The sequence below is a fragment of the Paenibacillus sp. MZ03-122A genome (genome assembly GCF_024213325.1).
In the GTDB taxonomy this organism is placed as follows: Bacteria; Bacillota; Bacilli; order Paenibacillales; family Paenibacillaceae; genus Paenibacillus; species Paenibacillus polymyxa_B.
Window position 1 is genome coordinate 1 of sequence record NZ_JANAVI010000013.1, and the last position, 14,149, is coordinate 14,149.

Annotated in this window: 9 protein-coding genes; 8 read left to right on the top strand and 1 reads right to left on the bottom strand. The window is 45.3% G+C overall.

Features of this window, described 5'->3' with window-relative positions:
- Positions 1-120: 120 nt before the first annotated feature.
- Positions 121-2,214 carry a pectate lyase family protein gene (locus NLX74_RS20910; RefSeq protein WP_367997053.1) on the bottom strand — a complete coding sequence of 698 codons (2,094 nt, stop codon included), beginning with the start codon at positions 2,212-2,214 and terminating at the stop codon, positions 121-123.
- Between the two features lie 373 nt (positions 2,215-2,587).
- Here NLX74_RS20910 and NLX74_RS20915 point away from each other — a divergent pair, with 373 nt between their 5' ends.
- The 8 genes from NLX74_RS20915 (at position 2,588) to lacZ (ending at position 14,040) form a co-directional block, all read left to right on the top strand.
- Positions 2,588-3,109, top strand: a complete 522-nt coding sequence (locus NLX74_RS20915; RefSeq protein ID WP_254329867.1) for a ClbS/DfsB family four-helix bundle protein — start codon at positions 2,588-2,590, stop codon at positions 3,107-3,109.
- A gap of 75 nt (positions 3,110-3,184) precedes the next feature.
- Entirely contained in the window at positions 3,185-3,820 is a 636-nt protein-coding gene (udk, locus tag NLX74_RS20920) for a uridine kinase (RefSeq protein ID WP_013308305.1), read from the top strand.
- Positions 3,821-4,080: 260 nt separating this feature from the next.
- Positions 4,081-5,640 (top strand): response regulator transcription factor, encoded by a 1,560-nt coding sequence (locus tag NLX74_RS20925; RefSeq protein WP_254329869.1) that lies wholly within the window; start codon positions 4,081-4,083, stop codon positions 5,638-5,640.
- A 38-nt stretch (positions 5,641-5,678) separates the two neighbouring features.
- The gene (locus tag NLX74_RS20930) at positions 5,679-7,493 is read left to right on the top strand and encodes a cache domain-containing sensor histidine kinase (protein ID WP_254329871.1); all 1,815 of its coding nucleotides are present in this window, start codon (positions 5,679-5,681) and stop codon (positions 7,491-7,493) included.
- 341 nt (positions 7,494-7,834) lie between these two features.
- The gene (locus NLX74_RS20935) at positions 7,835-9,124 is read left to right on the top strand and encodes an ABC transporter substrate-binding protein (protein ID WP_235306937.1); all 1,290 of its coding nucleotides are present in this window, start codon (positions 7,835-7,837) and stop codon (positions 9,122-9,124) included.
- 101 nt (positions 9,125-9,225) lie between these two features.
- On the top strand, positions 9,226-10,122 hold the full coding sequence (locus tag NLX74_RS20940) for a carbohydrate ABC transporter permease (RefSeq protein ID WP_069081021.1): 897 nt from the start codon (positions 9,226-9,228) through the stop codon (positions 10,120-10,122).
- Complete coding sequence (locus NLX74_RS20945; protein WP_069290830.1) at positions 10,119-10,943, top strand: carbohydrate ABC transporter permease; 825 nt, start codon at positions 10,119-10,121, stop codon at positions 10,941-10,943. The genes NLX74_RS20940 and NLX74_RS20945 overlap by 4 nt, the downstream gene beginning before the upstream one ends.
- Before the next feature lie 52 nt (positions 10,944-10,995).
- Complete coding sequence (gene lacZ, locus NLX74_RS20950; protein WP_254329872.1) at positions 10,996-14,040, top strand: beta-galactosidase, LacZ type; 3,045 nt, start codon at positions 10,996-10,998, stop codon at positions 14,038-14,040.
- Positions 14,041-14,149 lie beyond the last annotated feature (109 nt).

Here is a 14,149-nt window from a genome sequence, read left to right on the forward strand (position 1 = left end):
TTTCTCATCTAAACTGAATTTAGGCAAAAAACTGCACCTCCATTGTTAGTCGTGTCTAACAAATGGGGTGCAGTTCACAACAGAGCTTATCTGTACTGGCTGCTTTTTTATATAGCCTACCTATTCGGAATCTTCTTCCACTATTGCATTTTTCGTAACGGACGTATTGTACACCGTTTTGAGCCAGTTTTCACTCGACCAGTTCAGCTTACCTGCACCCGCTCCATCCTTAGCCTGCAATTGAGCAACCAGATTGGCAGGGTCTTCGGCTGTATAGCTGTATGGCAACGTTGTGAACCCATTCCAAGAGAAGTCCTTGGTCTTGGCAGGATAAGGGGCTAACGGGCTATTCGCATCGTCACTGCCTCCTCTGAATACGGTACCGTTGTTCGAAAAGATTACGTCTTCGGCTTTGATTTTACCTGTGTAATCCGCTTTGTTAGGATCTTTTTGATTATTACGCACTGGAGAGAACACATCAATCAAATAAGACTTTTCTAGCAACACCGCGCCGTTTTCTGTTGAAATTGCACCATTACCCACGACATCAAAATGGTATCCTTTTGCGGCAATTGCTTTAGCCATATCAGAAGTAATTCTTTTTTTGGCTCTGGCCAATCCGGCATCGTCCATAACGATGTTATATGCATGAGCATTACCACCACGCAGACGAGGCATGCGATCCTGAATATCCAGATAGTAATTATGATGCAGCGTCACCTCCAGGTCTGCATTGTCGGAAGCCATTTCCGTAGCACCGATTAGATGAGCCTTCTTTTGTCCTGCTGCAATATCAATGATATCTTCTTTACTCATGCCTACTGCACTGCTTCTCAGATACGCGTACATAGGATAGGAAGACTTGTCTGCTTCCATCGCGTTGACTTGTTGGGTTACCCAGCTGTTGGAGCTGCGGTCATCTCCTTTGAACAAAGACCAGGAAATCGTAACTCCGTTACTACCTTTTTTCACATCTACCAAACCATCATAGGCTTTGTTAAATGTACAGTGATCGATCCATACCTTGGAACTTGTACCTTCGATGGTAACATAATCCCAGTCATTCTTATCATAGTTCCCTTTGGTTGCTTCATCCCACTCCCAAAGCTCATCAAATTCGAGGTTACGGAAAATCAAATTAGAGCTTCTTTTGATGACAAAGCCAGCATGTTTGATTTTCGCACCATTGGCAGAGAAAATCGTAACCCCATTCATATTTTCGATATAGACTTTGCTCACACCTGTCTTTTTCAGAACAGGATGCGTCTGTACAGGATTGTTGGCACTAAAAGGCATTACTTTGGCAGCACTAGGAATTTCATTCCAACCGAGATCAAGATCGTTCATAATCTCAATCACTTTGACTTTGCTGCCTTTCTTCAGTGCTTCGTTGAGATCTACAGCATTGTATACCTTTTTGTAGTTGGCATCTGTATCCGCAATGTTGCCACCACCTGTATTACCATACGAAAAGCCAGTCAAATTATAGTTATTTTTGGAGGTTACATCAGGGTCCACCCCAGGAGTCGGTTGTTCTGTACCTGGTGTCGGATTCACAGGCGGTGTTCCTGGATCTACCTCAGAAGAAGCACCGGATACCATCACATTATCGAATTGGGCAGCTGCTTTGGAGGTTACCAATCCAATGGCTCCAGCAGTGAGGCTGGTGTCTGTTGCGGACAGTTCCAGTTGATCATTGACATACATTTTGATTTCCGAACCGGATAGTTCCAGCTTGACTCTGTACCATGTATTCGTGTCCAGTTTGTATTTTTTATTCGTAGCCAGTGTCTTCATAGAGCCTTTGACTTTTTTTCGAATCTCAAGAGCTCCGTCTTTCTTGTTATACAACGATGCTGCATAGAAGTTGTTGGAATCTGTGTATCTACCTGCAACGTAGACTCGATTGGAGCCATTAAAATCATTTACATATACATCTGCTTGCACGCTATAGTTCGTCCATGAGGCATTACCTTTGACGGAATGGCTTTCGCTTCGACTAGATTGTTGGTATGTAGATCCATTCCCATCCTTGACCACAGACCAGTTCCCCGATCCTGCGGTCCAGCCTTGAGCTTCCCCTTGTTCAAAATCATCACTTATCTGTAAATTCCCATCCGCATGTGCATGACCTAGCAACGGTAATGATAAAGACAGTACCAACGTACTGCTTAACATTACACTTGCACATTTTTTTAACAAACTCGACTTCATATAACAGTCTCCTTCTCGATTAGATTCATGAATACTAAAGCAAAGGTTGCACCGTTTATCGGACATGACATGCCCAACGGTATATAACGTACTGATGAAGGGAATAATATTCCAACACCAATGAGGGCCCTAAGCGCTATACTCCAATAATTATAGACACTTAAATAAATATTAAAATATGTCTAATTACTTATCTTTTGTCTTAATTTCTCTATTAATTTTGCATCCTTTTTCGTGAACACACCAAATGATGTTTCATAAAATCACAAAAAACGATATTTTTTTATTTTTGAATAAGACATACGGTTGTCATATTGGGAATGGTACATATAAAGGGGTGAGTATCATCCATATCATTTAAAGGAGCGATGAGATGTCCAGTTACGAATACGCCTCCAAATCAGAGTTAAAGGAAGCCATTCATGCCTCCTACTTACGATTTGACGGTGAGTTCCAGGAGATCGACGAGAGCCAAAAGGATATTCGTATCCCTGAAGTAGATAAAACACCCGCAGAAATGATCGCCTACCAGCTCGGATGGCTTCATCTTGTCATGACATGGGACAGGGACGAACGGGAAGGAAAAACCGTGATCATGCCCGCCCCCAATTATAAGTGGAATAGACTAGGCGAACTATATCAATCATTTTACAAGACCTACTCCCACCAATCTTTACGTGAATTACGCGATATGTTCAAGTTGGCTGAGCAAAAGTGGCTGGATTGGATCGACACACTTAGTCATGAAGAGCTCTTCACTCAAGGCGTTCACAACTGGACAGGGACTAATCCGAAATGGCCCATGGCAAGATGGATTCATATCAACTCGGTGGCACCGTTTAAAACATTCAGAGCCAAGATACGGAAATGGAAGAAATACAAAGTCCAACAGTGATGAAAAAAAGTGTGCATTGTGCTACAATACTTGAGTTGTATCGGGATACATTTAGGGAAGGGTAAGTGAAACGCCATGCTTATTATTGGTATTGCCGGCGGTACAGGTTCCGGTAAATCGACGGTAGCACGCGCCGTCGTTGAGCGTCTGGGATCTAATAAAGTGACTTTCATATCTCAGGATAACTATTATAAAGACCATTCACATCTGAGCTATGATGAACGTGCTTTGGTCAATTATGATCATCCGTTTGCCTTTGACAACGAATTGCTTATTGAGCATCTCCAATGTCTGAAAAAAGGACAAGCGACACAAGCGCCAGTGTATGACTTTACAGTTCATGCCCGCTCCACGGACGAGACGGTAGAGCTACTGCCAAATCATATCGTTATGTTGGAAGGTCTGCACGTACTGTCAGACGAAAAACTCCGCAGCCTGCTTGACATCAAAGTATTTGTGGATACTGACCCTGATGTGCGCATTCTTCGTCGGGTTCTTCGCGATATTGAGGAACGCGGCCGCACCATCCATTCGATCCACGATCACTATTTGACTACGGTTAAGCCGATGCATGAGGCATTTATTGAGCCTTCCAAGAAATACGCTGACCTGATCCTTCCTGAGGGTGGACACAATGAGGTTGGTATTCAACTGCTGTCTATTTTGACTGAGAAATATTTAGCAGGAGATCGGACATGGGGTACTGTATAAGGTAATCCCGGTTGTTTAGGCTGTCGAGATTTTCTCGGCTGCCTTTTTTGTTGTTTTATATGCCATTTGGACTAAATTTTTTTGGAATCCCCGTGTGGTTTATGTTAGCATGTAAAGATTAAATGCTTTAGATTTAAGTTAAGTTGGAAGCGTTGTCAAATATGTGCCTCAGATGATATGACGTCCACGTGATGGAGGTCTTTTTTGAATCAGGATTTTTGCAAAATCCTCGAATAGGTATAATTACGGAGAGTGCTGCCATGAATGAGCTATGCAACATTTTGATTGTGGATGATGAGATATTGGTACGGCAAGGGATCAAACACCACTTGTCGTGGGAACAGTATGGATTTCGAATTGTAGGTGAAGCTTCTAACGGTAAAGAAGCATTGGAGCTAATTGAAACCTTGCGCCCTCATATAGTCATTACAGATATCGTAATGCCGATCATGGATGGCGAGGAGCTGACGCGCATAGTCAGACAGAACTATCCAGATATCGAAGTCATTGTACTTAGCAGTTACGGCGAGTTTAATTACGTGCGATCCACCTTTCAGCAAGGGGTTGCTGACTATATTTTAAAGCCCAAGCTGGACACGGATGAGCTGCTCCAGGTACTCCAGAGAACCGCTCGCAAAATTCCATCCATTCAATATCAAGCAGATGCCGGGAATAGTCAAATTACGATAGATCATGTGATCGAAAAGCTGATCTCCGGTTATAGCATGGACTATGACGCCGAGCTGCTCAAGCAAGCATTTCCTTATGCCCGTTTTGCGCTCATAGGTATAGAACAGCTGGAACAGCAGGATAAAGGGCGCTCCATCTCTGCCTCGGACCTATTTTCCAAGCTTACGGATCGAGTATCCTCTGCCTGTGAGTACATCGTACTGCGACAACTGCCATCTGATGTCTATGCGGCTGTGTTTTTAGCCAATCTTGATCCACGGGAAGTGAACGCCTGGATGGCTACGGTTAGGGAAGTTGCTCAGGAGACAAAGCGAGTCGATCCACAGACAGGCTGGGCAGTTAGCCATTTATTTGATGACTTCAATCAGATTAGTGACGTCTATCAGGATGAACTGCCAAAACTGCTGAGTTACCGCTTTTATTTCCCAGGAACAGCGCTGCTAATAGAAGACGAACTCCCTCCGCCTGTACAGGTGAACAGCTCGTTCAACTTAAAACAATTTACAGAAGAGATGAAGCGTGAGCATTTTGATACAGCTTTTCAGGATTTGAGATCCTATGTAGCCGCCATGTCCGGTAACTATACCTCTACCGCTTTTGAATTCAAATCGCTTCTCGGAAATATCGTGTTCAACATTACGATTTTGCTCGGGAATCAGGGGTATGATATGAAGGAGCTGGATGCGGCGAAATATTCCTATTTCAAAACAATTAATGATGCCCCTCATGTACATGAAGCCGTGCGCCTTCTGGAGACTTTTCTGGAGGAAGCGAACAGACAGATCATGGCTAAAACACAGCAAGGAAGTAGCGCAAGCATGAAAAAACTGCTGGAGTATATTGAGGAGCATCATGCTGAAACACTCAATTTGACGACACTTGGGCAATATTTTCACTTTAACCCTTCCTACTTGTCCAGTTATTTTACGGCACACCATACAGAAGGTTTTAGCGAGTATCTCAACAAAATTCGGGTTGAAAAAGCAGCGGAGTTACTACGGTCGGGGACGATGTCCATTTCGGATATTAGCAGCACGGTAGGCTATTCGGACCCCAGCTATTTTACCAAAGTGTTCAAAAAAGTGAAGGGTTACTCGCCCAGTCAGTACCGCCGGGAGCATCTCTATTAGGGAGTAAGCCACATCTGCCAGTAGAAAAGAGAATGAATATGAAAAGATATATCCATAAGATCAAATATCAAGGTCTGTTCTTCAAAATCTTTATTGTTATGGTGGTCAGCATCACTGCGGTGTCCTTGCTGACCTCTTTGGTGACGATTCGGATGTCTGAACGACTTTTTGCTGAGACATTCAGTATTACAAATGCCAAGGTACTCAGCCAGATTCAATCCAGCTTTGAATCCTTCAATGATTCTATCGTGAATGCCGTAACCCATGCTTCGGAAAATGGAACGGTCAAGAACTATCTGACTGGCGGTCAATCTGACTCGATTAACTCGGCGAGGATTTACTTCGGAATGGCACAGCAAATGAAGCAAATTAAATCGAACGTCGATGCCTATGATGTCGGTGTCGCTGTAACAGGTCTGAACGGCCGGAGCTTTTACTCCGACTCGTCCTATTGGCCTGTAACTGCGGAAGAGCTTAAGAGCAGTGCTATTACAGCCCGAAGTGTAGCACGACCGGCACAGCTTATGTATCAATTGGATACTGAATTGTTGCAGCAACAAATGAATAGTACCCCGCAAAAGCCAACACCCTATATCATCGCCTCCAAACCATTTATGGAGCGGACCAGCGGCACACTGTATGGCATGATCTACATCGCTATCCGAGAGCCTGAATTTCGCCGTTTCTACAACAATTTCACGAGCAACGGCAATGATGTGCTTATTTTGGACAAGTCGGGACTGATTGTATCGAGCAACCGCCAGGATCTGATCGGACAACGCTCCAGTGAGCTGCTAGGCTATGCCACAAAAATCAATGAACAGGGACTTAACTACATGAATGCGGATGTGATGAATAAGGAGAGTATCCTCCTTTCCAACTATATCCCTTCATTTGATTTTTATCTGGTGAACATGATTGACAGACAAGCCGCCATTGGGCAAATTATTGACGTTAAATCCGTCGTATGGATCTGCATTGCCATCGTACTGATTGCTTTGGTGATCGTTTTTCTGATATCCCGTCGACTGATTCGTTCGCTGACTCGACTGGTGAAGCAAATGTCGACCATACGCGAGAAAAATTTTGATAATTATATCCCGGTAACGGGCAGCTATGAGGTTAGACAATTAAGTCATGCTTACAACTACATGCTGGATGAACTAAATGACTATATCCGTAAGCTTTTAGAGACGCAAAAGGGTCAACGGAACGCAGAGCTTGCTGCACTACAACGGCAGATCAATCCGCATTTTCTGTACAATACACTGGCTTCAATCAAAATGCTGGTGCTCAAAGGAAACAAGGAAACAGCCGCCGAGACGATCAATGCACTCATTTCCTTACTGCAAAATACAATCAGCAATGTGAGTGAAACAATCACCATCGAGCAGGAAATGGCCAACATGCAAAATTATGTGTTCATTAACCATGTACGCTACGGGCAGCGGGTACAAGTGAATTATTTTGTATCACCCGATTGTCTGGAGTACCATGTGCCCAAGCTCATCATTCAGCCTTTTATCGAAAACTCATTTTTCCATGCGTTTAATGAAAAGAATGTAGGCCACATCTATATATTGGTGTCCAAAACGGAGGATACATTGATCTGTGAGGTGGTCGATGATGGAGATGGTATGGAATTGGACGGGCATACGGCGCAGGACGGACTGCCGAATCCCAAGAGCAAGCGCCAACTGTTCACAGGGATCGGCATCCAGAATGTGCACAACCGCATTACCCTTTTATATGGAGAAGAATACGGCGTGACCATCTCCAGTAAAAAAGGCGAGGGCACCAAAGTCAGAATGACCCTGCCATTGGTCTTAAAACCTGCCCCTCCTACCCCATAAAAAATATAGGCTGAACTAAACAAAGAAGGTGGAACAAGAACGGAGTGGGCGGAATGGTGCTGTACAAGCAACAGCGATGGGAAGCACCATCCGGCCGCGCAGTGGCGCTTCGTGAACAACTTTAGTTCAACCTAAAAAAAGTACCTAAACCAAAACAAAATACAAATGTAAGCGGTGCCTTTTTTGATAAATCATAATAATAACACCAATCCGTATAAAGATATTCCTAACGCCGACAAAGTATGGATGGTACACTAGATTTATAAATAAGGTAACCGCTTTCATTTAAGAGATTTAGAACTAGCAAGCAACATATAAAAAAAGAGTAGGGGTTGAACAAAATGAAAAAAATGACTTTCCTTCTGCTGATTGCAAGCTTGATCTTGCTATCCGCGTGCTCCAGCAATTCCGAGAAAGCAGCTACTACTACAGATTCAGGCAAAAAAGAAATCACCGTCTGGGCTTGGGACCCGAACTTTAATATCGCAGCTCTGAAGCTGGCAAAAGATCGATACGTTGCCAAACATCCAGATGTAACCGTAAACATTGTTGAATATGCTCAAAACGATATCGTACAAAAAATGAATGCCGGTCTTAACTCTGGTTCTACCAAAGGACTGCCGAACGTGGTTCTGATTGAGGATTATCGGGCACAGAACTTCCTGCAAGCCTATCCCGATTCTTTCCATGATATGAGCAGCACGATCAAAGCATCCGACTTCGCTGATTATAAAATCGGACCGACTAGCTACAACGGCAAGCAATACGGTGTTCCATTCGACTCCGGTGTTATGGGATTGTATGTAAGAACGGATTATTTGGAACAAGCCGGCTACAAAGTAGCAGACCTGACCAATATTGATTGGGACAAATTTATTGAAATTGGTAAAGCCGTAAAACAAAAAACAGGCAAAGAAATGCTGACTCAAGATCCGAATGACCTCGGTCTGATCCGTGGTATGATCCAAGCCGCAGGTTCATGGTACCTGAAAGAAGACGGTAAAACACCAAACCTGGCTGGTAATCCAGCTCTGAAAGAAGCGCTCTTGACGTACAAATCCTTGTTCGACGCTAACATTGTTAAAATGAATGCCGACTGGAGTCAGTTCCTGGCCGCATTCAACAGCGGTGCAGTTGCTTCCGTACCTACAGGTAACTGGATTACACCTTCGATCAAAGCAGAAGCTTCGCAATCGGGTAAATGGGCCGTTGTTCCTTTCCCTAAGCTGAAAAATATACCTGAATCCGTGAATGCTTCCAGCCTCGGTGGCAGCTCCTGGTATGTTCTTAACTCGGACGGTCAAGATACCGCTGCTGATTTCCTGAAAGAGACATTCGGAACAGATCCAGAGCTGTATCAAGATATGCTGAGCAAAATTGGAATTGTTGGTTCATTGAACGCAGCTTCCAGTGGTAAAGCTTATGACGTAGAAGATCCGTACTTCGGTGGGGACAAAGTATACAAGAAATTTGCAGAATGGACTAAACAAGTTCCAAAAGTCAATTATGGCCTGCACACGTATGCCATTGAGGATATCATGACCGTTGAAATTCAAAACTATCTGAACGGAAAAGATGTAGACGCAGTTCTGAAAGATGCTCAAGGACAGGCGGAAGCACAGCTTAAATAAGACAGTCCATCTAGCCAAGGCTAAACAATAAAACGATAAGCACTTAAAACCTTGGGCTTGCGAGTTCAAGGTTTTATTGCTGCACAGGGAGTTGACATGGTATGAAGACAGCCGCGCCCAAAATAACTACAACACGTCTCAAAGCAGGTATGACAGGATGGTTGTTCATATCCATCGCAGTGATCATGATTGCCGCTTTTTATTTCTATCCGATGATTCAGGCGCTTATCTTGTCCTTTAAGACAGGTACAGGGTCTAATCTGAGCTTTAACGGCATTGATAACTACAAGCGATTGTTCACCGATAAAATGTTTATAACCGCCGTGAAGAATACGTTTATCTATTTAATTTTCCAGGTACCTTTGATGGTCATTCTGGCTCTGTTCATTTCGGTATTGTTGAACGATAAAAACCTGAAATTCAAGGGCTTTTTCCGCACAGCTATCTTCTTGCCGTGTATCACATCCCTTGTAGCATACTCGGTTGTCTTCAAGTACCTGTTCTCGTCCGACGGTCTGGTAAACTCCTTATTGCTGAATCTGCACGTGATTGGCACGCCCATCCAATGGATTACAGATCCTTTCTGGGCCAAGGTTACGATTATTATCGCGATCACATGGCGCTGGACTGGTTATAATATGATCTTTTACCTGTCCGGTCTTCAGAACATTGACAATTCTATCTACGAAGCGGCCCGTATTGACGGAGCTTCCCCGATCCGACAGTTTTTCAGCATTACGGTTCCACTGCTTAAGCCGATTATCCTGTTCACTTCGATTACATCAACGATTGGTACACTCCAACTCTTCGATGAAATTATGAATATTACCAAAGGTGGGCCAGGGAACGCGACATCTTCAATTTCGCAATATATTTACAATCTGTCCTTCAAGTATTCATCCGACTTTGGTTATGCGGCGACCGTATCTTATTCCATCGTCATTATGATCATTATCTTGTCGATTATCCAGTTCAAAGTGGCAGGTGAGAAAAAATGATGAAAACAAAAAGAGCATTTACGTACGCCTTTCTGATCATTGTGTCGTTCGTTTCGATTTTCCCGTTCCTCTGGATGATATCCAGCTCCACGAACCTGTCGGTCGATGTGACCAAAGGCAAGCTTCTGCCTGGCTCCCATCTGATGGATAACATGCACAATTTGCTTGAAAAAGTAGACATCGTTACCGCACTAAGTAACTCTGCAAAAGTCTCTATCTCAACTACGCTGCTGGCTATGCTAATCGCATCACTGGCCGGTTATGGCTTTGAAATTTACAGAAGTAAAGCGAAAGACGTTGTCTTCAATATCCTGCTGATGTCTATGATGATTCCGTTTGCGGCGATCATGATCCCGCTCTACCGGATGTTCGGCAGCATTTCTAATGTCATACCGTGGATCGGTATTGATACACTCTCTTCTGTCGTCATTCCGACCGTAACTACGGCGTTCCTGATCTTCTTTTTCCGTCAAAGCACCAAGATGTTTCCAAAGGATCTACTGGAAGCAGGTCGTATGGATGGATTATCCGAGCTGGGTCTGTTCTTCCGGGTGTATATGCCTACGATGAAAACAACCTATGCCGCTGCCGCGATCATCACATTCATGTCCAGCTGGAACAACTACCTCTGGCCTCTGATTGTGCTGCAAACGCCGGAGAATCAAACGATTCCGCTGTTGATCTCGAACCTCGGCTCCAGCTATGCACCGGATTACGGTGTCATCATGATCGCCATTGTCCTGTCCACACTGCCGACTGCACTGGTATTCTTCCTGATGCAGAAACACTTTGTAGCGGGCATGGTGGGTTCGGTTAAATAACAAACTTCTGTGTACGATCTTCATTTCATTTTAAAAATAAGGAGTGTTCGCCTTGACCATCCATACCCCTAGTCTGGACTGGCTGACCGACGTAACCAAATTTGCTGTACATCGGCTGCCCGCCTATTCCGATCACAAATATTACGCTACGCTTCAGGAAGCGGAGCAGCAAGCTGATATGGCTTGGCGTCATAGCCTGAATGGGAGCTGGAAGTTTAACTATGCAACAAATCCAGCCAGCCGTCCGGTAGAGTTCTATACCCCAGGCTTTGAGTACGGCGGCTGGAGCGATATTCAGGTACCGGGTCACATTCAGACGCAAGGCTTTGGCCAAATGCAGTACGTGAATACGATGTATCCGTGGGACGGACATTCGGACGTTCGCCCACCCCATATTCCGGAGGATCACAACCCGGTCGGAAGCTATATCAAAAGCTTTGTTTTGCCGGAAAATATGGCTTCCGACGCGCAACCTGTGTTCATTTCTTTCCAAGGCGTTGAGTCGGCTTTCTATGTATGGTTGAACGGACAATTTGTCGGTTACAGCGAGGACAGCTTTACACCGTCTGATTTTGAACTGACACCATTCCTGCAAGCAGGCGAAAACAAGCTGGCAGTAGAGGTATATCAAAGAAGTACGGGAGCGTGGCTAGAGGATCAAGACTTTTGGCGTTTTTCCGGTATTTTCAGAGATGTGTACCTCTATACCATCCCTACGCTTCACGTACGTCACCTGCATGCCAAGGCAGATCTGGATGCTTCCTACACGCAGGGCCTTCTGGAACTGAAATTGACCTTGGAAAAGCCGACAACGGCCTATGCAACTGTCGATGTGAAAGATGCTACCGGTCATGTTGTAGCTTCTTTGAAAGCTGACTTTACGGATGGCACGGCTTCACTGTCAGCAACCTTGGAGCAAGTGCAGCGGTGGAGCGCGGAAAAACCCTATTTGTACACGTTGTTTATTCAAATTTATGATGCCAGTGGATCGCTCGTGGAAGTCATTCCACAAAAAATCGGCTTCCGTAAATTTGAGCTGATCAACAAGGTCATGCATTTGAACGGCAAACGTATCGTCTTTAAAGGTGTGAACCGCCATGAATTCAACGCTCGCACCGGACGTGCGATTTCCCGTGAAGATATGCTGTGGGATATTCGGACGCTCAAGCAGAATAATATGAACGCTGTCCGCACCTCTCATTATCCAAATCAGACGCTGTGGTATGAGCTATGCGATGAGTACGGAGTCTATGTAATTGATGAAATGAACTTGGAAACACACGGTTCCTGGCAAAAACTCGGTGCCGTCGAGCCATCGTGGAATATTCCTGCCAATCTGCCTGAGTGGCAAGATATCGTCATGGATCGCGCCATTTCCATGCTGGAACGGGACAAAAACCACGCGTCCATTCTGATCTGGTCTTGCGGAAATGAGTCGTATGCAGGCGAAGTGCTGCGCAATGTCGCTAACTATTTCCGGTCCACCGACCCGAGCCGTCTGGTACACTACGAAGGCGTGTTTCACAATCGTACGTACGATGATACCAGCGATATGGAGAGCCGGATGTACGCCAAGCCCGCTGATATCGAGCAATACTTGAATGACAATCCACAAAAGCCGTATATCAGCTGCGAATACATGCATGCGATGGGTAATTCCGTAGGCGGCATGCACAAGTATACAGAGCTGGAGAACAAATACGAGCTGTATCAAGGCGGTTTTATTTGGGATTACATCGATCAAGCGGTCATGAAAAAAGATCGCTACGGACGCGAGTACCTCGCGATCGGCGGCGACTTTGACGACCGTGCTACAGACTATGGCTTCTGTACGGACGGAATTGTCTATGCAGATCGGAAGGTTTCACCGAAGATGCAGGAGGTCAAATTCCTGTATCAAAATCTGAAACTCATCCCGGATACCAAAGGTGTGACCATTCGCAACGAAAACCTGTTCGAGGGAACAGGCGACTATGAGCTAGTATATAGCCTGCTGCATGAAGGCCAAGAAATCGCACGTAATGCCATTCATGTAGATGTAGCGGCTCAGACCGAAGCCTATATTCCACTAACGTTCCCTAATACGGATGGAAAGCCTGGTGAGTACGTTATTCACATCGCTCTGGTTTTGAAGGAAGCGACGCTCTGGGCTGAGGCTGGACACGAAGTGGCCTTTGGACAGCATATTTTCATCGTGGAAGATCCAAATCCACTGAAGATCCCTACGGTCGGTGCCTTACGAGTGGTGCATGGCGATGTAAATATTGGCGTTCACGGTGCAGATTTCAGCATGATGTTCTCCAAAGGAGCAGGCAGCCTGACTTCACTTCGCTACGCCGGACGTGAGATGATCGCCATGCCTCCTGCCCCATTGTTCTGGCGGGCGACCACAGACAATGATCGGGGAACCGCACTAGGCTTTGAAGCCGGTGGCTGGTTCGCTGCAAGTCTGACACGTAAATGTGTGGGCATCGAGGTCACGGAAGAACAAACAGACCGTGTAACCGTTACATTCCGCTACACGCTGAGCATTCATGCAGACGTACAGGTAACGATAGTCTACACCGTCTTCGCCGACGGTAGCCTGAACGTAAAATCCACCTATGAAGGTGTATCAGGACTGCCTAACCTACCGATCTTTGCCCTTTCGTTCAAGGTTCCGGCGGACTACCGCCATCTGGACTGGTACGCGATGGGACCGGAAGAGAATTACATCGACCGTGCCTTTGGCGCGAGACTCGGCGTATTCCGCAACGAAGCTGCGGATAACGTGTCCGGGTATGTTGTACCACAGGAATCCGGCAACCGTACAGGCGTGCGCCGTGTTGATATTACCGACGATTCTCAGCGAGGTATACGCATTACTGCACCTGCTACCGCACCGGTGGAATGCAATATTTCGCCGTATACAGCGTTTGAGCTGGAAAGTGCCTACCATCTGTATGAGCTGCCCAACGTGTATTACACCGTTGTCACCGTAGCTGGAAAGCAAATGGGTGTAGGCGGCGATGACAGCTGGGGAGCTCCAGTACATGAAGAATACCAAATCGCAGCCGATCAAAAGCTGGAATTCGAATTTACCGTGCAACGAGTATAAATAAGCACGCTCACTGTATATACAAGTAGATATAACAAAAGCCCTTCCGCTGCTTCGCTCATGAGAAGCTAAAGCTGGAAGGGCTTTTGTATTTACGTATCTGCAGAAT

Excerpts from the sequence above, each read along its gene's own strand:
- udk (WP_013308305.1), top strand. The coding sequence starts at position 3,185 with ATGCTTATTATTGGTATTGCCGGCGGTACAGGTTCCGGTAAATCGACG.
- NLX74_RS20940 (WP_069081021.1), top strand. The coding sequence starts at position 9,226 with ATGAAGACAGCCGCGCCCAAAATAACTACAACACGTCTCAAAGCAGGT.
- NLX74_RS20945 (WP_069290830.1), top strand. The coding sequence starts at position 10,119 with ATGATGAAAACAAAAAGAGCATTTACGTACGCCTTTCTGATCATTGTG.
- NLX74_RS20915 (WP_254329867.1), top strand. The coding sequence starts at position 2,588 with ATGTCCAGTTACGAATACGCCTCCAAATCAGAGTTAAAGGAAGCCATT.
- NLX74_RS20935 (WP_235306937.1), top strand. The coding sequence starts at position 7,835 with ATGAAAAAAATGACTTTCCTTCTGCTGATTGCAAGCTTGATCTTGCTA.
- NLX74_RS20930 (WP_254329871.1), top strand. The coding sequence starts at position 5,679 with ATGAAAAGATATATCCATAAGATCAAATATCAAGGTCTGTTCTTCAAA.
- NLX74_RS20910 (WP_367997053.1), bottom strand. The coding sequence starts at position 2,214 with ATGAAGTCGAGTTTGTTAAAAAAATGTGCAAGTGTAATGTTAAGCAGT.
- NLX74_RS20925 (WP_254329869.1), top strand. The coding sequence starts at position 4,081 with ATGAATGAGCTATGCAACATTTTGATTGTGGATGATGAGATATTGGTA.